We start from the raw sequence: 24,118 nt of genomic DNA on the forward strand, positions 1-24,118 counted from the left end.
TATTAAGCTATAAATCTAATAATACTAATTTCTTCGTATTCTTAGCTTTTCCAATTATATTTGCATTTAGAATCAATCTATATAAGCTGAAATCTGCTTAAAACTGCACTATGAAATTAAATAGAAAAGATATATTAAAAGCCCTGGAAACCATATCTGTTGCGGGTGAAGGAAAGAATATGGTAGAAAGCGGCGTGGTACAGAATGTAATGACCTTTGGCGATGAAGTGGTAGTGGATTTGGTACTCCAGAACCCTGCCCTTCATATTAAAAAACGAGCTGAAGTAGACGTGATGAAGGTGATTCATGAAAAGGTCTATGCGAAAGCCAAGGTGAAGGTCAATGTTAAAGTACAGGCTCCGGAGAAGAAACCTGAGATCAAAGGAAAATCCATCCCTGGAATTCAGAATGTGATCGCTGTCGCTTCCGGTAAGGGAGGTGTAGGTAAGTCAACAGTGACTGCCAACCTTGCCGTTACTCTAAGTAAAATGGGATTCAAGGTAGGTATTCTTGATGCCGATATTTATGGACCATCTGCACCCATCATGTTCGATGTGGAAGCTGAAAGACCTCTTTCAGTGCAGGTAGATGGTAAGTCCAAGATGAAACCGGTAGAGAACTACGGGGTGAAAATACTTTCTATTGGATTCTTTACCAAACCTAACCAGGCTGTGGTCTGGAGAGGCCCCATGGCAGCAAAGGCACTGAATCAGATGATATTTGATGCAGCCTGGGGAGAACTGGATTTCCTGCTTGTAGATCTGCCTCCTGGCACGGGGGATATTCACCTTTCCATTATGCAGTCTCTGCCTGTTACAGGTGCTGTGATAGTAAGTACACCGCAGAATGTAGCTCTTGCAGATGCGAAGAAAGGGGTCGCGATGTTCCAGCAGGAAAGTATCAACGTACCAGTACTTGGAATTGTAGAGAACATGGCGTATTTCACGCCGGAAGAACTGCCTGATAATAAATATTACATATTTGGTAAGGAAGGAGCCAGAAATCTGTCTGAAGATCTTAATGTTCCATTCCTTGGTGAAATTCCTTTGGTACAAAGTCTGAGGGAATCCGGCGATATAGGAAGGCCGGCTGCTTTACAAACGGCCACTCCTTTAGAAACAGCATTTGAGAATATCACCAGAAATATGGTTCAGGAAACCGTGAACAGAAACAAGAATCTGCCTCCTACCGAAGCTATAAAGATCACAACAATGGCAGGATGCAGTGCTGTTAATAAAAAATAGATGACAAGCGAGGAAATAAAATTGAATGTTGAAAAGGCTCTGGCAGAGATTCGTCCATTTCTGGAAAGTGATGGGGGTAATATCTCGCTGGTGTCTATCGAAGACGACAGGCGGGTCATGGTTCAGCTTGAAGGTGCTTGTGTGGGTTGCAGTGTGAACCAGATGACCCTGAAAAGCGGGGTTGAAATGACCATCAAAAAATATGTACCACAGATAGAAGAAGTGGTAAATATTGAGAAATAAGACCTGTCTTTAACTTAATTCTAAACATGATTAAAACAGACATACTAATAATTGGTGCAGGGCCTACTGGCCTTTTTGCCGTTTTTGAAGCAGGTTTGTTGAAACTCAAGTGTCACCTTATCGATGCTCTTCCTCAGCCGGGAGGTCAGTGTTCTGAGATCTATCCTAAGAAGCCTATCTATGATATCCCGGGTTTTCCTGAAATTCTGGCGGGTGATCTTGTTGATAATCTTATGGAACAGATAAAACCATTTGAGCCTGGCTTTACGCTGGGAGAAAGGGCTGAGACCATAGATAAGCAGGAAGACGGAAGTTTTATCGTTACCACTAATAAAGGAACCAGGCATCATGCTCCGGTTATTGTAATTGCCGGCGGCCTTGGAAGCTTTGAACCAAGAAAGCCCCCAATCGCGGGAATAAAAGATTATGAAGATAAAGGGGTGGCTTATATTATTAGGGATCCTGAAATCTACCGTGATAAAAAGATTGTTATAGCCGGTGGCGGGGATTCGGCGCTGGATTGGAGTATCTATCTTGCTGAAATAGCAAAAGAGGTATCTCTGGTGCACCGAAGAAAGGATTTCAGAGGTGCTCTTGACTCTGTAGAAAAAGTAGAGGAATTGTCTAAGTTAGGAAAGATAAATCTGGTGACAGATGCAGAGGTGGTGGATTTGAAAGGTGAAGATAAACTGGAATCTGTCCTTATAAGACATAAAGACGAAGCCCGGGGAGAAGAACTCAAGGAAACCGATTATTTTATACCTCTTTTTGGACTGTCTCCTAAATTGGGACCTATTGCCAACTGGGGGCTGGAGATCGAAAAAAATGCCATCAAGGTGGATAATTCATACGATTACCAGACTAATATTCCGGGTATTTATGCCATTGGCGATGTTAATACCTATAAGGGAAAACTTAAACTTATCCTGTGTGGTTTCCACGAAGCGGCCATTATGTGCCAGAGTGCGTATCAGCGCATCAATCCTGATAAAAAATACGTTATGAAATACACGACTGTAAGTGGGGTTAGTGGATTTGACGGGAGCAGGAAGGAAGCTAAGCGAGAAGTAATAAAGAATATAGAGTAAATTTTAAATCCCAGTTTATTTCATAATCGATAAATTCTGTAAGAAATTCAGAATAACGATATTTGGGCCATATTAGAGGAATTATGTCGGATATCAAGATCACAATTATAGATAGAGAAGGAGAGGCTCATACTGTGGATGCTCCTACTGATATGAATATGAACCTAATGGAAGTTATTCGTTCATACGAGCTGGCTCCTGAAGGCACTATAGGTATTTGTGGTGGGATGGCCATGTGTGCTTCCTGTCAGTGCTATATGCTTAACTTTCAGCATATGCTTCCTGAAAAAAGTGTTGAAGAAGAGGATATGCTGGATCAGGCTTTTTTTGTTGATGATAACAGCAGGCTTAGCTGTCAGATCCCTATTACCGAAGAACTTGATGGTCTTGAAGTGAAGATAGCTCCAACTTCTGAATAAAACTCTTTTAAAGTTTTGTTCGTCATTTCGAAGAAGCGCAGCGACTGAGAAATCTCTTTATATTTCAAATCCGGATAGGGATTTCTCCATTTGGTGGAGATGACAGCCGACTTTAGTATTCAATTAAATAATCTTACACCGAGACAAATTCAGTTTTCGCCAGAATTTCAGCTTCAATCCCATTCCAGAGATCAAGCCTGCTTTTTAATGATGTTTCTGCGGTTTCCATAACTTCATCCCATTTATCCTGATCATTTGCGCATAGGTCTTCAACCATTTTGAAAGCCATAGGTCCATGTTCGTCACCATCCAGTTCGATGTGTCGGTTAAAGTAATACTTAAAAAGGCTAAGGTCTTCTTTAGGGAAATTCTCCTGAACTTTTTCGATAATAGAAGAGAACATAGCGGGAATCAAACCTTCACGCCCAAAAGTAAAAGCTGAAGCGATTCTATGAGGCTGATTGCTGTAAATCACCTCAAAGGTGTTCTTGAGGAATTGCTTGATACTTATAGGAAGCCTGCTGGTGGCAATGATCAGGAAAATATCGGTCCCGTGATTGACATGAAGTAGGAAATCCTCGATTTTCTTTTTGTCTGCTCCCGCGGCAGTCATGGCATCAAGGTACATCTCAAAATGACTTTGCCTATTACCATGTATGTTGATATCGGTTTCCTCAGCTAATACAATTTCATTGATGAGATACCTGGTTTCCGGGTCTCCAACCGGCAACCACGGATTTGTAGTTTTGGTAAGTCTTTCCTGCAGGGCGGTCAATAGAGACATGAAATCCCAGACTGCAAATACATGATACTCCATAAAGATCTGCAGGTCCTCAGGAGTACTGATTTTTTTATAAAGGGGGTGATGGATGAGTTGACTGGTGAGAGGTTCTAAACTTGCGTTTATCTCTTTAATCATACAGATTCAATTTTTTTGCAAAGGTAAAAGCTGAAGTAGGAATTATAAAATCTTAGGGAGTTTTTAATGCTTGTTTAACTCAGATTATCAGCATATTGAATTAACTTAAAATAATGGTATCTGGAAATGCTAATATTGCTGGCGTGATTGTTTTTTATTCAAAGAAATCCAAGGATTTTCTTAGAGTAGATGGCGTTGTCGCAAAAAAACCGAAGCCTTTGAAAAAGGAATGCTGCGAAAAATATAAAAAGGGCAAACGCTGTAAGCGCTGCCCCTGTTTTGATCTTCTTTAATACTTCGCTACCTCCTCTCAGTGGCCGAAGCATCCTCTTCATAGATTGCTTATTATGTGATCATAATGACAATTCCAACCGGATTGAACTTGTCGAAGTCCTTGTTTTGACAAATGGGCTTCCTTAAGCTCAGAGCCTCAGGCTAAAAAGCAGGATGCCCGGTAATATCCATTCCGGTGATGAGTAAGTGAATATCGTGAGTCCCCTCGTATGTGATCACACTTTCAAGGTTCATCATATGTCTCATGATGCTGTATTCTCCCGTGATTCCCATTCCGCCTAATATCTGTCTTGCTTCTCTCGCAATCTTTATAGCCATTTCCACATTATTCCTCTTGGCCATGGATATCTGTGCTGAGGTAGCTTTGCCTTCGTTTCTGAGCACTCCAAGCCTCCAGGCCATTAACTGGGCTTTAGTGATCTCTGTGATCATCTCTGCCAGTTTCTTTTGCTGAAGCTGGGTAGCGGCAATAGGCTTGTCAAATTGCACTCTTTCCTTGGCATATCTGAGTGCAGTATCATAACAATCCATTGCGGCTCCTATAGCTCCCCAGGCGATCCCGTAGCGGGCAGAATCAAGACATCCCAGTGGAGCTCCCAACCCTGATTTGTTAGGCATAAGGTTTTCCTTTGGAACCTTAACGTTATCGAAAATAAGCTCGCCGGTTGCACTTGCTCTCAGCGACCATTTATTGTGGGTTTCCGGAGTGGTGAAGCCTTCCATTCCCCGTTCGACGATAAGTCCATGTATCCTGCCTTCTTCATTTTTAGCCCAGACAATGGCTATGTCGGCAAAAGGAGCATTCGAGATCCACATTTTCGCTCCGTTGAGCAGGTAGTGATCCCCTTTATCTTTAAAATTACTAACCATTCCTCCTGGATTTGAACCGTAATCGGGTTCGGTCAAACCGAAGCAACCAATCATTTCGCCGGTAGCAAGTTTGGGAAGGTATTTTTGCTTTTGCTCTTCAGTGCCGTACTTAAAAATAGGATACATAACCAGGGATGACTGTACCGAGGCAGTAGAACGAACGCCGCTATCACCTCTTTCGATCTCCTGCATAATTAGTCCGTAGGAGATCTGGTCCAGACCCGCTCCACCATATTCTTCGGGGATATAAGGTCCGAAGGCCCCAATTTCAGCAAGGCCATTAATAATTTGTTTAGGAAATTCAGCCTTTTGAGCGGCTTCTTCTATTATTGGAGAAACCTCACGTTTTACAAATTCACGTGTGGCGTCCCGAACCATTTTATGTTCGTCGGTCAATAGCTCATCAAGATTATAATAATCAGGAGCCTGGAATTGATCTGGTTTCATTTGTGTAGTGTTTCCAACAAATGTAACCAAGTCTTTTATGAGAAGCAATCTTTTTATCTCTTCGATGTAAACCTCATGCTGAACTTGTTTCAGCATCTCATCTTTACCAGTATTTCTTTATTTGTAGAGACCCAGAAACAAGTTCAGGGTGACGGAACATGATGGGGATTATTATAATTTCAGATAGAAATCTTTAACCATTTCCTTGAATTCATTCGTATAATTATGTCTTGAAATTTCCAGAATCAATTCATCAATTTCAGTCTTTCCCTTATCAAAACTGAAACTGATCAAGCTTCTTTTAATCGGAGATTTTTCTGTGCCTTTAACCCGGGTGATCTTCACCGGAAATAAATTTTGAGATCTGGCCAACTCGATGGCTTTGTTTTCTTCAGGAAATGGAATAACAATATCAAGATGCCCGTTTTGAGAAAGCAGGAGGGAAGCTCCTTCAATTAATTCGGAAAGAGGTAAGGCATCTGCAAAACGAGCCTGATCGCGATTGGTTTCGCCAGATTTATAATCCTCAGAATAAAAAGGAGGATTTGAGATAATGAGATCATATTTTTCTTCATCCTTCATCTCATCAACAAATTCATCAAAACCTGCATGATAACAGAACAATCGGTCGCCCCAGTCACTTCTTTCGAAATTCTCAACGGCCTGTTCATAAGCATTATCTTCTATCTCCAGGGCATCAATCTGGAACGCCTCAGATCTTTGTGCCAGCATCAAAGAGATGAGGCCTGTACCTGTGCCAATATCAAGAATGGATTCGGGATTATGATCTAAAGAAGACCAGGCACCAAGAAGTACTCCATCCGTTCCTATTTTCATGGCGCAGCGGTCCTGTTCTATGGTGAATTGCTTGAATTTAAAAGGCTGACTGGACATTTAGTAAAAGTGAAAATTTATTGATTTTGTCATTTCCAACGTAGTGAGAAATCTCTTATTGAGTTCAGAAATGGTCAAAGATTTCTCAATCGTCCCGAAACTTCGGGACTTCTTCAAAATGACTTAACGCGTCATTCTGAACTTGATTCAGGATCTTTTAAGAAACTGACCTTTCGCCTGTGCTCAAGGTGATGCTTCAGTTGGACGATGGAAAAATACCTATATAAAAAAAGAGGTCCTAAACACTTAAGACCTCTTTTCTGAAATTTATAAAATGAGCTTATCCTAAAGCTACTCTTTCAAATCCTACAACTTCAAGGTCGCTGTCTACAGACTTAACATACTGAGCAACGCTCTGCTTGTTATCCTTGATATACGCTTGGTGTACCAAAGTATTGTCCTTGAAGAAACGCTGAAGTTTTCCCTGAGCGATCTTGTCCAGCATATTCTCTGGCTTTCCTTCTTCTCTCAAAGTATCCTTAGCGATCTCGATCTCTTTATCGATAGTTGCCTGGTCTACACCTTCTTCGTTAAGAGCTACAGGGTTCATGGCAGCTGCCTGCATAGAAACGTTCTTGGCAGCTTCTTCTGCTCCTTCAACATTCTTTGAAAGACCTGTAAGAACAGCGATCTTGTTACCAGCGTGAATGTAAGAACCTACGAATGGAGCTTCCAGAGTTTTGAATGCTCCAATCTCGATTTTCTCTCCAATTACTCCGGTTTGCTCTGTTAGTTTGTCTTCTATAGAGATTCCGTTGTAATCTGCTTTAAGGAAATCTTCCTTGCTGTTATAGTTAAGGGCAATTTCTGCAAAATCGTTAGCAAGCTTCACAAAATCTTCATTCTTGGCAACGAAGTCGGTCTCACAGTTAAGAGAGATCACAGCTCCTTTTGTATTATCAGCATTCACTTTTGCGATCGCTGCACCTTCAGAAGATTCTCTGTCGGCTCTCTTAGCGGCAACTTTCTGTCCTTTCTTTCTAAGGAGTTCTATTGCCTGATCAAAATCACCATCAGCTTCAACAAGTGCTTTCTTGCAATCCATCATTCCGGCACCTGTGGCTTTTCTTAATTTATTTACTTCAGCGGCGGTTATCTTAGCCATAATATTGTTTTTTATTTAAAAAAGTCGTTTAGAAACTCACTGTAAAGAAAGAAACCAAACGACTTTTAGATTTTATTAAAACTTTATTTTATTCTTCTTCGTTAGAATCAGCTTTATCTAAAGTCTCTTTCTTAGACTCAAGCTTCACATCTTTCTTAGCTTCTTTCATTGCCTTTTTATCTTCGGCATCTTTAGAAGGGGCTTCAGCTTTCTCCTTTTTTACTTTTGGAGCTTTTTCAGCCTTGTCTTCTTTTGAAGCTTTTTCTTCTTTCTTCTTGGATTCCTTGCTTGATTTTCTTTCAGAAAGACCTTCTACGATAGATTCTGAAACATAAGAAACAACTTTGCTAATAGATTTAGAAGCATCGTCGTTAGATGGGATCACGTAATCAACCTCACGTGGGTCTGAATTCGTGTCTACCATCGCAAAAATTGGAATGTTTAATTTTTGAGCTTCCTTGATAGCAATGTGCTCGCGTGTGATATCCACTACGAATAATGCTCCTGGAAGTCTTGACATGTCGGCAATAGAACCAAGGTTCTTTTCAAGCTTTGCTCTAAGACGGTCTACCTGAAGACGCTCTTTTTTGGAAAGAGAGTTAAATGTTCCGTCTTTCTTCATTCTGTCTATAGAAGCCATTTTCTTAACGGCTTTACGGATAGTAACGAAGTTAGTAAGCATACCACCAGGCCAACGCTCAGTGATATAAGGCATGTTTGCCTTTTCTGCCTGCTCAGCAACGATCTCTTTTGCCTGTTTTTTAGTGGCTACGAAAAGGATCTTTCGGCCACTGGCTGCGATTTTTGCAAGGGCTTCACCAGCCTCCTGCATCTTTGCAGCACTCTTATATAAGTTGATGATGTGGATACCGTTACGCTCCATATAGATATATGGGGCCATGTTTGGATTCCATCTTCTTGTTAAGTGTCCAAAATGAACACCAGCATCAAGTAATTCTTTTACTTCTACTTTGTTTGCCATTTTTGTAATAGTTTACTTTCTGTTGAGATAGCAACGTACAGGTGGCTACTTTGTAAGTATGGCCCTGTGCGTTTAGATGCTAAACTAACCCCTGTTCGGCATGAACAGAGTAACAACAAATTGATTAATTTTTTTAAGAACATTCCGGTATAATAACCGGGAAATAATATTAACGTTTAGAGAACTGGAATTTCTTACGGGCTTTCTTCTGACCGTATTTCTTACGTTCTACCATACGTGGATCTCTAGTAAGAAGACCTTCCGGCTTAAGAGCACCGTGGTTTTCTGCATCCAGTTCTACCATAGCTCTGGAAAGTGCAAGACGGATTGCTTCAGCCTGTCCAGTGATACCACCACCGTATACGTTAATATTAACGTCGAAGTTCCCTTCGTTTTCGGTAAGCATCAATGGCTGATTTACTTTATATAAAAGTGTACCAGTTGTGAAGTAATCTTTAAGGTCTTTCTTGTTTACGGTAATGTTTCCTTTTCCTTCTGAAACATATACACGGGCCACAGCAGTCTTTCTACGGCCAATTTTGTGAATTACCTCCATTACTTAATGTCGTTTAAGTTAATAGTTTTAGGTTTTTGCGCTTCGTGATCGTGCTCAGATCCTGCATAAACCTTTAGATTTCTGAATAAATCTGCTCCAAGTTTGTTCTTTGGAAGCATGCCTTTAACGGCTTTCTCAACAAGTCTTTCTGGATGCTTGTTGAATAATTCTGAAGCTGTAAGGCTTCTCTGCCCACCCGGGTAACCTGTGTGACGGATGTATTCTTTCGCGTCCCATTTCTTTCCTGTAAGGTTAACTCCTACTGCGTTAAGTACAATTACATTGTCTCCGCAGTCAACATGTGGGGTGAAATTAGGCTTATGCTTTCCTCGAAGCAGGTATGCTACTCTGGAGGCAAGACGACCCAATGATTGTCCTTCAGCATCTACCACAACCCATTCTTTGGTTCTGGTGGCCTTATTGGCCGATACTGTTTTGTAACTTAATGTGTCCACACCAATTGATTTTACTTGATTATTAAACATTCCAATCCCGTTTGCCCGGATCTCAATCGGGAAAACAGGGGTGCAAATGTACAATTATAAATTCATATAGCAAATAGGGGAAAGATTATTTTGTTAATCTTGAACGGACTGATTTTCAATAGAATCTGAAGGTGTTAAATTTCAATGTCCGGTATATAAAAAATACCTTACTAAACCGATGTCTTTTTAAGGTTTTTCGGATCATCTATAGATTATATATTCGATAAAGTGCGTTAAAAATCGTTTAAAGGCAATTTTAAGTGTTAAAAAAGTCATAAAATCTGTTATCCTTTTTTAAGTTTGCATCCCAATTCTAAACCAGATGAAGATGATAAATGTATTAGAAACTAAAAGGTTAGCTTTTTTAGCACTTGTTTCTTTGCTTGTATGGAGCTGTAGCAAAGAAGAAGCCTATATGGAAGATGAACTTCTTAAAGTTAGTAATGCCACTATTAGTTCCAATGACCTTATTGGTCACTGGGAGTTGTCGCGAATGGTAGCTGACACGGCGGTGAACTTAAACCAGGACGCAAATTACAGTACCAATTTACTGGATGAGACCTCATGTTTTAACAATATGAGTATAACATTTTACAGTGATGCCACGTTTACTACTAACAATGCCACCATGACCTTTGAGGCTGGCGGCAATGGTGACCAGTTCGCCTGTATAGCCGACAGGATAGATACAGGTACCTGGAAAGTGGAAAACGATAATCTTATCCTTACGATGGATATCAATGGTTCTACTTATACTCATACCAAGGCTATTGATATGACTAGTAATACCTTCACTTTTGATGTCACCAAAATTGAATCAGACCAGTACGTAAATGATCCTGGAGATACCCAGGCTTCAGAAATAAGAATTTTAGAGCTGGAGTATACTAAAGCTGAATAGTCTGGCCTAATTGTAGTTTTTAGTGTTAGTTGGAAAACCTCACAGGTACTTATCTGTGAGGTTTTTTTAATTAATTATATTAATTTTGCAGGCTTAAATGTTAAAAAAAGATCAAAAGGCTTGAAATTTTGTCACATTTTCAAACGGAGACCGTCTTTTAACAAACCATCAATCAAATATCAATAAAGAATGAACTTCATCAAACCTGGATTTTTTATCCTACTTCTTACATTTTCTTATCTGAATGTTAACGCTCAGGGAAATTCGGAAAAAACAGCTCCAAATTTTAGCCTGGCTAAAAGAACATATACTACAACCTCGGTTTCAGGAAAAGAACCCATTCAAATAGATGGGATTATAGACGATACCGCATGGGATGCTGTTGAATGGACCTCAGATTATGTAGAGTGGGAGCCCGATAATAGCACGCCCCCCACCTATCAGACCAAAATGAAAATCGTATATGACGATAACAACCTCTACGCAGCTTTTCGATGCTATGAGCCAAATCCGGAAATGATAGTTCAGCGAATGGGACGCCGGGACGATTTCCCGGGTGACTGGGTGGAACTTAATATTGATAGTTACAACGACGATCGTACAGCCTTTTCATTCACCATGTCTGCAAGTGGAGTTAAGGGTGATGAATTCGTGTCTAATAATGGCAATTTTGATCCCAGCTGGAATCCAATCTGGTATTTAAAGACAAATATAGATGATGAAGGCTGGACTGCAGAAATTAAAATTCCTCTTAGTCAGTTAAGGTTTAGCGCTGAAGGAGATCAGGTATGGGGAATCCAGTCTACCAGGCGTTATTTCAATAATGAGGAAAGATCTACCTGGCAGCCTGTACCCGCGAATCCTGCCGGCTGGGTAAGTTCTTTCGGAGAGCTTCGAGGATTGAAAAACTTAAAACCCCAGAAACAGCTGGAGATACAACCATACTCTGTTGGAAAATACAGTTCTTACGAAGCAGAGTCCGGAAACCCATTTAGAGATGGGCGGGACGGTGATCTTACCGCCGGATTGGATGCCAAGATAGGAGTGACCAACGATCTTACAGTAGACCTTACTATAAATCCTGATTTTGGACAGGTGGAAGCTGATCCGGGAGCGGTTTCGCTTGATGGATTCGAAATTTTCTTTGAAGAAAGAAGGCCGTTCTTTGTGGAGAATAAAAGTGTATTTGATTACAGTTTCGCCAATACACAGGACAATCTTTTCTTTTCCCGGAGAATAGGGAGAACTCCGCAGGGATCTGCGGTTGGACCTAATACAGCTTATGTAGACCAGCCTAATAACACTACGATCCTCGGTGCTGCCAAGTTTAGCGGGAAGACCCAGAACGGATGGACCATTGGTGTATTGGAGTCAGTCACTGGGAGAGAGTTCGCCGAAGTGGTGAATGACGATGGCAGCGAGACCGAAAAACTGGTAGAGCCTCTTACCAATTATTTTGTGGGGCGTATCCAGAAAGATTTTAATGACCGTAACAGTTATATAGGAGGAATGTTCACTTCCACACACCGGAACATTGAAGATGATCTGAGCTTTCTTCATACCCAGGCCTATTCAGGCGGAATGGATTTCAAACATAACTGGAAAGACCGGAAGTATTATGTTGAAGGGAATGCGGTTATGAGTCATGTAAGGGGTAGTGCCGAGGCCATTCAAAATACTCAAAATTCCATAACTCATCTTTTCCAACGTGTAGATGCTGGTCATGTATATGTAGATCCAACTCGAACCTCACTCACCGGCACCGGAGGCCGTATTGAAATAGGTAAAGGCGGAGGTGGTAACTGGCGGTACAGCGCAGGAGGAAAATGGCTTTCTCCAGAACTCGAAACCAATGATATAGGTTTTTTGAGACAGGCCGATGACATAAGACAATATGCGGAAGTTCGCCGATTATTTAACAAGCCTACCAGCTGGTTTAGGAGAGCTACTATTGGCCTGGAACAAATGACCTCTTTCGATTTTGATGGAAATTACAATAGGGTTCAGTACGAAACAAAAGGCTTTATAAATTATAAGAATAACTGGTGGAGTGAGTTTGGCGCCGCCCATAAACCAAGGATCTTCATTAACTCATTTCTAAGAGGAGGACCCAGGTGGCGCTTCAACGAGGAAAATTATTTTTATGTATTCTCGGGTACCGACAGACGGAAGAAAATGAGCTTTGATCTGGGGTATGTGAATTCACAGGCTACCCAGGATGCCTTCAGTTTTAAAAGATATGTATTCAGAACGCGCTACCAGCCATTAAATGCCCTGAGCCTGTCTCTTAATCTGGAATATGAGCAGAATCCAAATAAGACTCAGTACGTGGCCCAAAGGTCATTCAATAATACTGAAAGATATATTTTGGGTGAAATTGATCAGGAAACCCTGAGTGCTACTTTTAGATTGAATTATAATATTAATCCTAACCTTACCATTCAGTATTACGGTCAGCCATTTATTTTTAAGGCTGATTATTCAAACCTGAACTATGTTGTTGATGCCACTGCTGAAGATCTGAATAAAAGAGTCTCGTGGTACGATGAAGATCAGGTGTCTTTTGAAAATGATGCCTATCTGATCGATGAGAACAGGGATAATGTAACTGACTATAGTATAAACAATCCCGATTTCGCTTTTGTACAGTTCAGGTCAAACCTGGTTGCCCGCTGGGAGTATATTCCCGGGAGTGAGATTTATCTGGTCTGGTCACAGGGAGTTAACGGACTGGGTGATGTAAATAATGGTTTCAGCGCTATTGTAGATAATCAGTTGTTAAGGCAAAAACCACAGAATACATTTCTTATCAAAGCGACCTACAGGTTTATACTTTAGATATTAGGTTTTAGAAGTACGAAGTAAGACAAGTCATTGTTCATACTTCGTACTTCTATTTTCATATTTCTAATCTTAATGCGCTTCCAGCCAGTTTTCCCCAACACCAAGATCAACATCCAGGGGGACTTCCAGTTTATAGGCATTTTCCATTTCAGATTTGATCATGGTTTTTACCTTTTCCAGTTCGTCCCTGTGCGCATCAAATACAAGTTCATCATGAACCTGAAGCAGCATTTTGGTTCTGTAATTTTCCTCCTTGAGCTTTCTGTGAATATTGATCATCGCCAGTTTGATTATATCGGCAGCGCTTCCCTGGATAGGCGCATTAACAGCGTTCCTTTCAGCTGCTCCTCTTACCACAGCGTTTCTTGAATTGATATCTTTTAGATATCTTCTTCGTCCAAGAACTGTAGAAACGTAGCCGTGTTCCCTGGCAAATTCTATCTGATCGCCAATAAAATTGCTGAGTTTCGGGTAGGTCCTGTAATAAGTGTCGATAAGTTCCTTTGCTTCGCTTCGGGAAAGACTTGTCTGGTTACTCAATCCGAATGCAGATACCCCGTAGATGATACCAAAATTAACCGTTTTGGCATTGCTACGTTGTTCTCTTGTCACTTCTTCAATTGGAACATTGAAAACTTTAGCAGCTGTTGAGGCATGAATGTCTTCTCCCTCCTGGAAGGCTCTGATCATATTTTCTTCCTTGCTGAGGGCAGCGATGATCCTGAGTTCTATCTGCGAATAATCGGCTGCAAGCAGAACATAGTTTTCGTCCCGTGGAACGAACGCCTTTCTAACCTGTCTTCCTCTTTCCGTTCTAATGGGAATATTTTGCAGGTTTGGATTGTTCGAGCTCAACCTACCGGTTGCGGCAATGGTCTGAACATAGTCTGTATGAACTCTTCCGGTGGTCTTTTCTACCTGGCCTGGCAGTGCGTCTACGTAGGTATTCTGAAGTTTTACCAGTCCGCGGTAATCAAGCACGTGCTGAATAATAGGATTATCCTTTAAATGGGCTGACAGCACATCTTCACTGGTTGAATACTGGCCCGTTTTGGTCTTTTTAGGCTTTTTCGCGATCGCCATTTTCTCGAACAGGATCACTCCAAGCTGTTTCGGAGAGCTAATAAGGAATTCTTCACCTGCAGCTTCGTATATCTTTGTTTCAAGTTCTTTGATGTCTGAAGAAAGAGCGTCAGAAAGTGATTTAAGGTATGCTTCATCCAGTTTTATTCCTTCGATCTCCATATCGGCAAGGACTTCAACTAAGGGAATCTCAATTTCATCGAATAGCTTTCGGGTCTTGGCCTCTTCCAGTTCTTTTTCAAAGAAGTTCTTTAACTGAAAGGTGATATCGGCATCTTCTGCCGCGTATTCGGTTTGTTTTTCTAGAGGCACATCGCGCATACTGCCCTGGTTCTTCCCTTTTTTACCAATCAGTTCTGAAATTGGTTGTGGCGTATAGTTAAGATAAGTTTCGGCCAGCACATCCATATTATGACGCATATCCGGATTTATAAGATAATGCGCGATCATGGTATCAAATAATGCACCTTTGATCTCTACCTTATATTTATGTAGCACCTCGATATCATATTTGAGGTTCTGGCCTATCTTTTCAATATTTTCATTTTCAAAGAATTCACGAAGCTCTTCGATAAGTTTCTGTGCACCTTCCCTTTCCGCCGGAAATGGAAGATAGAAACCTTTACCCGCTTCCCATGAAAAGGCAATCCCTACCAGTTCTGCCTCAAGCGGATTTAAACTTGTGGTTTCTGTATCAAAACATACGCTTTTTTGTTTCAGGAGTTTTTCCATAAATATGCCTCGAGCCATTGAGGTATTCAATGACTGGTACATATGAGCAGTATCTTTTAGTGTCTTACGGGAGGATGTTCGTTCTATGGCTTCGCCTTCATCACCAAATAGAGAGAACTGGCCGGCGCCTGCAACCTGGGCATTCTTTTTTGCAGAAGGTGAATTGGTTACCTGTGTTTGAGGCGTATCTTCCTCTCCGCTGAAAAGTTTTATAAACTGATCCTTTAGTCTTCTGAATTCAAGTTCGTCAAAGATCTTCTGAACCTTTTCACCATCAGGCATGGAGAGTTCATAATCTTCGGCATGAAACTGAACATCACAATTGGTAAAGATCCTGGCAAGCTTTTTTGAAAGTCGACCGAGTTCAGCATTTTCGATCACCTTTTCTTTCATCTTGCCCTTAAGCTTATCGGTATTTTCCAGCAGGCCTTCCATGCTGCCAAACTGTTTTATGAATTTCTTGGCGGTTTTTTCACCAACTCCCGGAAGCCCTGGGATATTATCTGCAGAGTCACCCATCATCCCAAGAAAATCCACGACCTGATCAGGGGTTTCTACCTCAAATTTTTTCTGCACTTCGGGGATTCCCCAGATCTCGATCCCATTACCCATTCTTGCGGGTCGGTACATAAAGATATTTTCAGATACCAACTGGGCAAAATCCTTATCAGGGGTTACCATATAAACCTTGTAGCCCTCTTTTTCTGCCTGTTTGGCCAGGGTTCCTATAATATCATCGGCTTCCATCCCTGAGCATTCCACAACCGGGATATGCATAGCTCTTAAAATATCCTGAATAATTGGAATCGCTTCCCGTATCGGCTCGGGTGTTTCATCCCTATGCGCTTTATATTCTTCGAACATTTCAGTTCTCGCCTCGCTGCCATCCTTATCAAAACATACGGCCAGATGGTCTGGTTTTTCCCTTCTTATCACATCAAACAAGGAATTTGTGAATCCCATGATCGCAGAGGTGTTGAAGCCCTTGGAGTTTATCCTGGGATTCTTTATAAAAGCGTAATATCCGCGAAAAATAAGGGCGTATGCGTCAAGTAAAAAAAGGCGTTTTTGCTCGGCCATATATGTTGTTTAAAAATGGATTTGAGAATAGTTCAAAACTACAAAGATAAAATCACTCTTCCTTAGGAAATAAGTTTTGAGCGGTCATATTTTAAAGGTGACTATAATTATTCTTCCAAATAGGAGGAACTTGGATTGTTAGTATTCTCTCCTTCGTGGTATTTAGCATAGGTAAACCCTTTATGGATACAATAGGAGCCAACTTCACCGGCCTTATTCATGGCAAGAAAGGCGATCTGAAAATTTTTGTAATCGGGGTCTTTATTCACCGTTCTCATTACCGCCTCTTCACAGGCTTCCTGGGGTGATTTGCCCTGTCTCATAAGTTCCACGATAAGGAAACTTCCCACACTTTTTAAGATAGCTTCGCCCATTCCTGTGGCCACCGCTCCTCCTACTTCGTTATCCAGGTATAATCCCGCACCTATTATGGGAGAATCGCCAACCCGGCCGTTCATTTTATAGGCCAGTCCAGAGGTAGTGCAGGCTCCGGCGATATCGCCGTTCCGGTCCAGGCATAGCATGCCTATGGTATCGTGGTTTTCGATGTTGATAATGGGTTTATATTCTTTCTTTTTCAACCATTCTTTCCAGGCTGTTTCAGATTCTGGAGTGAGAAGATTTTTTCTTTTGAAGCCCTGCTGGATCGCAAACTGGAGAGCCCCTTCTCCTGCAAGCATCACATGAGGGGTTTCTTCCATGACCTTTCGGGCAACCGAGACAGGATGTTCAATTTCCTTTAGATATACCACAGATCCGGCATTTCCATCCGGAGACATGATACAGGCATCCAGGGTAACATTTCCATCACGATCTGGAGCGCCTCCATTTCCTACAGTAGTGTTTTTTAGGTTAGCCTCTTCTACCATCACTCCTTTTTCAACGGCATCCAGTGCACTGGCTCCATCATAAAGCATACTTCCGGCCATTTTGGTGGCATTCTGGAAATTCCAGGTTGCCACGGCGATAGGGGAGGTTTTGGAGGTGATACTATTTAAATTCGTCTGGGAAAATACAGATGGTGCCGTGCCTAGGGCTACTCCCACCATTCCTGCGTTTTTTAGGAAATTTCTTCTTTTCATTTTCTTTAAAAAATTTCTTAAAGATAGGATTTTGAAAAATTAAAGTCCAACTCCTTACAGACTATCGATAATGTTTGCAAAACCATCAGTTTAAATTATCATGAAGCCAGTAAAAAGGAATGTATTAAACTTATCTTCGTAAAAAAGAATTGCTGATGCGTTGGATCATTTTACTGGCCCTTTACTTTGCCGTGGATATTTATGGATATCAGGTAGTACGAAGTTTTACAAAGAATGTCTGGGTAGGGGTTATATACTTTGTTATTTCAGCTTTGGTAATTGGGAATCTTATATTTCAGTTCAATCAGCCGGAACAGGGCGGCACATTTTCAGGTTTACGGGGTTATGCGATAGGAGTCTTTTTAGCTTTTTTTGTATCAAAGCTCGTCCTGGCTATATTTATGCTTGGTGAAGATATCGTGCGGCTGCCTGTTGCAGCTATTCAGAAGTTATTCGGAGAGTCTGAGTCTTTTTCGATTCCTTCAAGAAGAAGATTTTTAAGCACGGTTGCCCTGGGGCTGGCGGCAATTCCGTTCGCTTCTCTTTTATACGGAATGTATAGGGGAAGATATAACTTCAGGGTGTTAAGATATACCCTGTATTTTGAAGATCTGCCCGCTGCCTTTGATGGTTACAGGATAAGCCAGATAAGTGATATTCATAGTGGAAGCTTTGATGACAGGAATAAGATAACCTATGGTGTGGAACTCCTGAAAAAACAGGATAGCGACATGGTTGTGTTCACAGGGGACCTTGTAAATAACCTGGCTTCTGAAATGGACAGCTGGAAATCATTATTCTCGCAGGTAAATGCCCGGGATGGGGTGTATTCCGTTCTTGGGAATCACGATTACGGTGATTATCATAACTGGGAAAGTGCCGAAGCTAAGAAACAGAATCTTGAAAAACTTAAGCAAACGCATGCCGAAATGGGCTGGGATCTTATGCTTAATGAGAACCGTTTCATTGAAAAGAACGGTGAAAGGATCGCCCTTGTGGGGGTGGAGAACTGGGGAGCCGGGGGTTTCAAGAAGGCCGGCGACCTAAAAAAGGCAGGTGAAGGTGTAGACGAGAATGATTTCAAGATACTTTTAAGTCATGATCCTTCGCATTGGGAACAGGAAGTAAAGTTACATGATAAACATTATCATTTAACCCTTAGCGGGCATACCCACGGGATGCAATTTGGGATCGAGATCCCGGGATGGTTCAAATGGAGTCCTGTTCAGTATAGGTATAAGCACTGGGCGGGGATCTACGAGGAGGCTGGAAGGTATATAAATGTGAATCGTGGCTTCGGATTTCTGGCATATCCGGGACGTGTGGGAATCTGGCCGGAGATAAGTGTAATTGAACTGAAAAAAGGCCCTAAACCCGCATAATTAGAAGAATTTGCTATATTTGATTTAAGCTGGCATTATTGTGGCTGCCACAGGCTGAAATTAAATCCTGAATTATGTCAAAATTTGGTGAATTAGTAGATCTGAAGATCCCTGTCTTGTTGGATTTTTATACTGAATGGAATGAGGCTTCCGTGGCCATGCATCCGGTTTTAAGAGATGTTGCCGCTGCAATGGGTGATAAGGCCAAAGTGATCAAGATAGATGTGGACAAGAATTCACAACTGGCCGAAGCGCTTAGAGTAAAAGGTTTGCCCACCCTGATGATCTACAAATCGGGCGAGATGAAATGGAGACATAGCGGTGAGCAGGATGCCAATACACTTATAGGTCTGCTTAAAGAATATCTTTAAGACTTCGGAATTCAAATCCTTTCTTATTATAATGCTCTAGTATTTTTGGCAGGATAAGCTGAAGGTTTCCAAATGCCTTTTTGCTGTCATGAAATACTATGGTGCTCCCTTCCACTGCATTACTGGTGACATTCCTGTAACATTTTTCCGGAGAGAAATCCTTGTCATAATCACCACTTATAACATCCCACATAACAAGCCTGTAACCTGATTGCCGGAGTTTGCCCGCCTGTGAATTTTTGATTTTACCATAAGGAGGCCTGAAGAGGGGGAAGTTGGGAGTTGCTAGGTCGGGCCCCGAAGTTTGTGGAATTTCACTTTTTTCTTTTCCTAAACTTGTATTGCTATGCGCATGAACCAGCATTGCCTTTTCTGCGATCTCTATATTTTTGAGGTAATCTGTCGTGGAAGTTTTCCATCCGTTCAAATGCTTATGGGTATGATTTCCCACAGCGTGGCCTTCTTCGATGATCCTTCGGAATATATCAGGATGTTTTTCTACGTTATCCCCAATACAAAAGAAAGTGCCCCTGGCATTAAATTTTTTAAGTAGGTCCAGCACCCATGGAGTTACTTCCGGTACGGGTCCGTCATCAAACGTAAGGTAGATGGAGTCAGGGTTGTTTATGCGGGAGACCCTGTTAGGATACAGCCATTTTAGTAATGCAGGGTATTTAGGCCAAAAGAATTTCATGTTCTTCCTGTTAGCAGCTGGAATTATCAGCAAACGAAGCAATCCTAAATAGTAATTAAAGACTGCTTTGTTTCACTTGCAATGATTTTATCAACATGCTTACTCTTCAACCGAATCCAGTGCCATGGAATCAATATCCGATGGAGCGGGAGCGGCACCGTCAATCCCTTCCAGTAATTGTTCCTGGGGTGAGGGGGTACCGGTTTCAAACTCCTCATCCTGCCTGTAGAAATGTTTGAACAGGCGCAGGTAGCTATTAAATTCCTCAGCTTTCTCGCGTACGGTCTCACTGTCTTCGTAAACTGAAAGAAGGTCTACCAGTCCGCGATAACGTTCCATATCGGTAATGATTTCATCTGCATACATATACTGCCTGTCCACGTCCCAGTTGCTGAAAAAGGTGAGGTTCTCCTGATATTTTTCAGTAACCTTCTCCCATATTTCGCGGGCTTTTTCCGGTTCATTTACTTCGTAATACCCACTTATATATGGTTCAAGCAGTGTGTAATATTCATAATATTCCACAGGCATATGCTTCATTGCCAGATCAAGTACTTCTTCGGCACGGATGGTATCCCCTTCATTGAGAAGATTTTCTGTAAGCCTGGCCAGGTTACTTCTGTAAGTTATACTATTCTTCCTGGTCTCGGGATCATGGTATATATCCGGCGATCCCATATTACCCCAATCCCAGTTCTTGACAATGTTATACATCTTTTCAGTATTCACACGTCCCATATCAAAAGGATTGCGAGGGTCAAGAGGCGTTCTTATAGGAACGAGTTTATATGCGACACCTTCAAGTTGCAGATAATCCTTCATCCACAGGTAATCGTCATCTCCAAAGCTGCCTCCGGTAAAATAGATAGGCCTCTCCCAGTTGTTATTGGCAAGAATATCGAGCATCAGAAGTCTGTTCTTGTAGAGTATCTGGTCTCCTATAGTTATATCGATATGATCAACGATCTCATCGGCTTCAGATTCGTCTACGATTCCATTCTGAAGGACGGTTTGTTTATCCACAGGGATCCTTACGTACCTTGACGGGAACGTATTGATCATGGTTCCGCTTTGAAGCTCGGCCTTGGTGCGTGGATCATCATTTTCAATATAATTCATCCAGGTTTTGATAGGAATGGTATCCTGAGTTACCTCTCTCAGGAATATAGCGTCGTTCTGCCCGTTATAGAATTCATTTTCCAGCTGGGATGGGACGGGCTCGCTTTCAAAGGCCTTTCGCTTCATTTGGTCAATGTACCAGTCTGTAGCAAGCAGGCTGGTATTTACGATACGTACATCGGTCCTGTATTTTTCCACCTGTTGAACATACCATAGCGCAAAGGTGTCATTATCTCCTATAGTGAACAATATTCCATTTTCATCTACCGAATCCAGGTACATCTTGGCCATAATGAACGCGGTGTCCCTGCCGGAGCGGTCATGATCATCCCAGTTTTCAGAAGCGAGTAAAACAGGAACGCACAGCAAACTCCCCACGATGACCACCGGAGCTACGACCTTCGGGCTGATGGATCTCTTAAGCTTGTCAAATAAGGCATAAACCCCGAAACCTATCCACATGGCAAAAACATAAAATGATCCTACAAGGGCATAGTCTCTTTCCCGCGGTTCAAAGGGCCTTTCGTTAAGGTATATTTTTAAGGCAATCCCCGTAAAAAGGAAAAATACCATTAGCACCCAGAAATTCTTCTTGTCACGCTTCATGTGAAAAACCAGGCCGATTAGTCCTAATATAAACGGAAGGAAAAAATAGGTGTTTCTCGCCTTGTTGTTCTTGACATCTGAGGGTAAGTCTTCCTGGGAGCCAAGATGCCATTCGTCTATTAATTTTATACCACTTAGCCAATTACCATGTAGATCATTATCTTTTCCCTGAATATCGTCCTGGCGGCCGGTAAAGTTCCACATAAAGTAACGCCAGTACATGTAGCCGATCTGATATTCCAGCAAGTAAGCAATATTTTCAGCGAAACCGGGTTTTTCCACATCCAGATAATCACTAAACTGTCTCAGGAAATTATGGTAATCTTCCAGGTCTCTTTCTCCTCTGGAGAACTGGGTCTTAAATTCATTTACAGCAGATATTAGTCTTTCTTCACCCTGGTATTCAGGCTTTACCTGAAAGTCCAGTGGCCCTGTGAATGCCATATAGTTCACGGCATGCTCTGTGCTCCACATACGGGGTAGGATGGCTTTATGATCGTCATCCAGGTTTTGCTTTGCGTTCTTGTAATCATTAACGATCACATATTTGCCCAGCTCTTCATCCTTTTCATATTTAGGTTTAGCGTCTTCATAAGGATTTTCGGGATCGAGTCCCGCGTACATCTCAGACCACTGCGGACCGTAGAAGAGGTGGGTCTCCCCGTATTGTTCACGGTTATAATATGCCAGTAGCTCCCTCGCATTATCAGGGCTGTTCTCATTGATCACCGTAGGAGCATTACTTCTAATAGGGAGCATTATCCAGCTGGAAAACCCGATAAGCACAAAAAGAATGCAAAGAAGCAGGGTATTGTATTTATATAAATTGTTTTTCCTGGTATAGTTTATTCCAAAATAGAAAAGCCCGATAATTACCAGCAGGGCTACAATAGTTCCGGTATTGAAAGGCAGTCCAAGGCTGTTTGTAAAGAAAAGCTCTGATGCCGAGAAGAATGTGAGAGTATAGGGTAGCAGAAGCTTAAAAATGAACATAAGTACTGCCACCACTACTATATTGGCAACAATGAAGTTCTTTACTGTAACTTTTTTATAATTCTTGAAGAAATAAAGGAATCCTATTGCCGGCAGGGTAAGAAGTCCCATAAAGTGAACTCCAAATGAAAGTCCTATCACCAGGGAGATAAGAATGATCCAGCGGTTCCCGCGGGGGGTGAACATATCTCTTTCCCATAACAGACCAAGGTAGAACATGACCGACATAAAGCAGGCGGCCATGGCATATACTTCAGCTTCCACTGCATTGAACCAGAAGCTATCGGTAAAGGTGAAAGCGAGAGATCCCACAAGGGAACTTCCCAGTACGGCTAATTTTTTAGAAGGGGTGAGTTTATTCTCAGGTCCGGCTACTTTCAGGACCAGTATGGTAATAGACCAGAACATGAACATTATGGCAATGGCACTGGCAAAACCAGACATGAAATTGATCATTAATGCCACCGAGCCATTGTCTGGAGCGAAAGTAGCGAAGAAGGCACCCATCATCTGGTAGAAAGGAGCTCCGGGAGGGTGTCCCACTTCAAGGTTAGCAGAGGTAGCTATATATTCACCAGCATCCCAGAAACTTGCCGTGGGTTCCAGTGTAAGCGTATATGTGGTCAAAGCGATAACAAAAACCAGCCAGCCCAGAATTTTGTTCCACTTGCCAAAGTTAAAATCTGTCATAAATAGTAGTGTAGTTGTACTAAAGTGGCGAATTTAATAATAAAATGCTGAATGCTTTTAAAACGAAAGATAAAACCGAATATTTTTGGAAAAATCTGAAAATGAATAGGTAGCAGATTTAGCACTGAAATCTCGATAATTTTCAGGCAAAATTTTCAGAAAAAGTTTGTGTAGATTAAACTTTGTATTAAATTTGCATCCGCATTTAAGCATTGGCCCATGGTGTAACTGGCAACACGTCTGGTTTTGGTCCAGAAGAGTCTAGGTTCGAGCCCTAGTGGGCCAACAAAGTGCAAAAAGCCTGAACGAAAGTTCAGGCTTTTTTTATTTCTGATATTCTGGTCCGGAAGTTTACCCTGAGAATCCGGGTGATCTTCGGTTTGCAATTCGCAATTTGGTTTTTTGTGTTTAAAGTCAGAGGTAAATTTTACTCTCTATTTAAAATTAAAAATTGCCCTCGACTCCGCTCGGGCTTACCAATTAGTAAAATATGGATTCAGAGGGTGAGGTTCAGAATTTGCCTTAGCCCTAAGACTTTAAACCTTCAAAAAAAAGATTGCCTCTACAAATATCACCAACAAAGATATTTGAAGAGGCAATCGGAAATTCAGCTTTGAACTTAATTAAAATTAATTGGGGCTAAATTGAATTTGCTATAATCATCAATGTGCTTACAGCGAGGCTAATTATCAAACTATTAAAAACAAATTTTGTGCGTAACTGAGCTAAAACTGCGGCATTGAATCCCATACATACAGCCACTACCAGGAATAACTGGATCATGTTCCATAGTCCATGTCCGTTCATCAGGATGAACATGGCAGCCACAGATCCCCAGCAACTTGAGGCGATAATGGCCAGGGCAGCATACCCCAGATACATTTCTTCAAAATCCTTATAGAGTTTCGTATATAATTTCATCATCACAGCTCTCTTAATTACAGTGTAAAATTAAGGAGGGGATAAGGCTTAAAATATGATGAATCTCAACTTTC

20 protein-coding genes and 1 tRNA gene are annotated in these 24,118 nt (G+C 41.6%); 9 read left to right on the forward strand and 12 right to left on the reverse strand.

Annotated elements, in window-relative coordinates; all coding sequences use genetic code 11:
* The first annotated feature begins 110 nt into the window (after nt 1-110).
* From EZJ28_RS01440 to EZJ28_RS01455, 4 genes are all read left to right on the forward strand, one after another.
* On the forward strand, nt 111-1,244 hold the full coding sequence (locus tag EZJ28_RS01440) for an Mrp/NBP35 family ATP-binding protein (RefSeq protein WP_131394119.1): 1,134 nt from the start codon (nt 111-113) through the stop codon (nt 1,242-1,244).
* A complete protein-coding gene (locus EZJ28_RS01445; protein ID WP_131394121.1) occupies nt 1,245-1,487 on the forward strand; it encodes a NifU family protein in 243 nt (80 codons plus the stop codon).
* Between the two features lie 26 nt (nt 1,488-1,513).
* Complete coding sequence (locus tag EZJ28_RS01450) at nt 1,514-2,575, forward strand: NAD(P)/FAD-dependent oxidoreductase (protein WP_131394123.1); 1,062 nt, start codon at nt 1,514-1,516, stop codon at nt 2,573-2,575.
* A gap of 83 nt (nt 2,576-2,658) precedes the next feature.
* Nucleotides 2,659-2,994, forward strand: coding sequence for a 2Fe-2S iron-sulfur cluster-binding protein (locus EZJ28_RS01455; protein ID WP_131394125.1), 336 nt, complete (start codon nt 2,659-2,661; stop codon nt 2,992-2,994).
* Between the two features lie 133 nt (nt 2,995-3,127).
* Here EZJ28_RS01455 and EZJ28_RS01460 read toward each other — a convergent pair whose 3' ends face one another.
* The 7 genes from EZJ28_RS01460 to rplM all read right to left on the reverse strand — a co-directional run bounded on the left by EZJ28_RS01460 (nt 3,128) and on the right by rplM (nt 9,516).
* On the reverse strand, nt 3,128-3,913 hold the full coding sequence (locus EZJ28_RS01460) for a DUF3050 domain-containing protein (RefSeq protein ID WP_207388421.1): 786 nt from the start codon (nt 3,911-3,913) through the stop codon (nt 3,128-3,130).
* Nucleotides 3,914-4,348: 435 nt separating this feature from the next.
* Nucleotides 4,349-5,524 carry an acyl-CoA dehydrogenase family protein gene (locus EZJ28_RS01470; RefSeq protein WP_131394842.1) on the reverse strand — a complete coding sequence of 392 codons (1,176 nt, stop codon included), beginning with the start codon at nt 5,522-5,524 and terminating at the stop codon, nt 4,349-4,351.
* A 171-nt stretch (nt 5,525-5,695) separates the two neighbouring features.
* Nucleotides 5,696-6,418 carry a tRNA1(Val) (adenine(37)-N6)-methyltransferase gene (locus EZJ28_RS01475; RefSeq protein ID WP_131394130.1) on the reverse strand — a complete coding sequence of 241 codons (723 nt, stop codon included), beginning with the start codon at nt 6,416-6,418 and terminating at the stop codon, nt 5,696-5,698.
* A gap of 280 nt (nt 6,419-6,698) precedes the next feature.
* Nucleotides 6,699-7,523 carry a translation elongation factor Ts gene (gene tsf / locus EZJ28_RS01480; RefSeq protein ID WP_131394132.1) on the reverse strand — a complete coding sequence of 275 codons (825 nt, stop codon included), beginning with the start codon at nt 7,521-7,523 and terminating at the stop codon, nt 6,699-6,701.
* An 88-nt stretch (nt 7,524-7,611) separates the two neighbouring features.
* Nucleotides 7,612-8,505: a 30S ribosomal protein S2 gene (rpsB, locus tag EZJ28_RS01485; protein WP_131394134.1), complete on the reverse strand. Its 894-nt coding sequence runs from the start codon at nt 8,503-8,505 to the stop codon at nt 7,612-7,614.
* Between the two features lie 169 nt (nt 8,506-8,674).
* Nucleotides 8,675-9,061, reverse strand: coding sequence for a 30S ribosomal protein S9 (gene rpsI, locus EZJ28_RS01490; protein ID WP_131394136.1), 387 nt, complete (start codon nt 9,059-9,061; stop codon nt 8,675-8,677).
* Nucleotides 9,061-9,516, reverse strand: a complete 456-nt coding sequence (gene rplM / locus EZJ28_RS01495) for a 50S ribosomal protein L13 (RefSeq protein WP_131394843.1) — start codon at nt 9,514-9,516, stop codon at nt 9,061-9,063. The genes rpsI and rplM overlap by 1 nt, the downstream gene beginning before the upstream one ends.
* Before the next feature lie 358 nt (nt 9,517-9,874).
* On the opposite strand from rplM, the gene EZJ28_RS01500 reads away from it, so the two are divergent.
* Both EZJ28_RS01500 and EZJ28_RS01505 read left to right on the forward strand, forming a co-directional pair.
* Complete coding sequence (locus EZJ28_RS01500; RefSeq protein WP_165499014.1) at nt 9,875-10,447, forward strand: DUF5004 domain-containing protein; 573 nt, start codon at nt 9,875-9,877, stop codon at nt 10,445-10,447.
* Nucleotides 10,448-10,636: 189 nt separating this feature from the next.
* Nucleotides 10,637-13,285 (forward strand): DUF5916 domain-containing protein, encoded by a 2,649-nt coding sequence (locus EZJ28_RS01505; RefSeq protein WP_131394140.1) that lies wholly within the window; start codon nt 10,637-10,639, stop codon nt 13,283-13,285.
* A gap of 75 nt (nt 13,286-13,360) precedes the next feature.
* Here EZJ28_RS01505 and polA read toward each other — a convergent pair whose 3' ends face one another.
* A complete protein-coding gene (gene polA, locus EZJ28_RS01510; protein ID WP_131394142.1) occupies nt 13,361-16,186 on the reverse strand; it encodes a DNA polymerase I in 2,826 nt (941 codons plus the stop codon).
* 107 nt (nt 16,187-16,293) lie between these two features.
* Entirely contained in the window at nt 16,294-17,268 is a 975-nt protein-coding gene (locus EZJ28_RS01515; RefSeq protein WP_131394144.1) for an isoaspartyl peptidase/L-asparaginase family protein, read from the reverse strand.
* Between the two features lie 155 nt (nt 17,269-17,423).
* Between EZJ28_RS01515 and EZJ28_RS01520 the strand changes: the two genes are divergently transcribed.
* Both EZJ28_RS01520 and EZJ28_RS01525 read left to right on the forward strand, forming a co-directional pair.
* The gene (locus tag EZJ28_RS01520) at nt 17,424-18,650 is read left to right on the forward strand and encodes a metallophosphoesterase (RefSeq protein WP_131394145.1); all 1,227 of its coding nucleotides are present in this window, start codon (nt 17,424-17,426) and stop codon (nt 18,648-18,650) included.
* Nucleotides 18,651-18,724: 74 nt separating this feature from the next.
* Nucleotides 18,725-19,021: a co-chaperone YbbN gene (locus EZJ28_RS01525; protein WP_131394147.1), complete on the forward strand. Its 297-nt coding sequence runs from the start codon at nt 18,725-18,727 to the stop codon at nt 19,019-19,021.
* Here EZJ28_RS01525 and EZJ28_RS01530 read toward each other — a convergent pair.
* Both EZJ28_RS01530 and EZJ28_RS01535 read right to left on the reverse strand, forming a co-directional pair.
* On the reverse strand, nt 19,005-19,715 hold the full coding sequence (locus EZJ28_RS01530) for a polysaccharide deacetylase family protein (protein ID WP_131394149.1): 711 nt from the start codon (nt 19,713-19,715) through the stop codon (nt 19,005-19,007). The two genes, EZJ28_RS01525 and EZJ28_RS01530, sit on opposite strands and share 17 nt — an antisense overlap.
* A 99-nt stretch (nt 19,716-19,814) precedes the next feature.
* Complete coding sequence (locus tag EZJ28_RS01535) at nt 19,815-23,123, reverse strand: protein O-mannosyl-transferase family (RefSeq protein ID WP_131394151.1); 3,309 nt, start codon at nt 23,121-23,123, stop codon at nt 19,815-19,817.
* A gap of 213 nt (nt 23,124-23,336) precedes the next feature.
* Here EZJ28_RS01535 and EZJ28_RS01540 point away from each other — a divergent pair.
* Nucleotides 23,337-23,409: transfer RNA gene (locus EZJ28_RS01540), tRNA-Gln, on the forward strand.
* Between the two features lie 353 nt (nt 23,410-23,762).
* On the opposite strand, the gene EZJ28_RS01545 is transcribed toward EZJ28_RS01540, so the two are convergent.
* A complete protein-coding gene (locus EZJ28_RS01545) occupies nt 23,763-24,047 on the reverse strand; it encodes a hypothetical protein (RefSeq protein ID WP_242670045.1) in 285 nt (94 codons plus the stop codon).
* Nucleotides 24,048-24,118 lie beyond the last annotated feature (71 nt).

Source organism: Gramella sp. KN1008 (assembly GCF_004332155.1).
GTDB lineage: Bacteria > Bacteroidota > Bacteroidia > Flavobacteriales > Flavobacteriaceae > Christiangramia.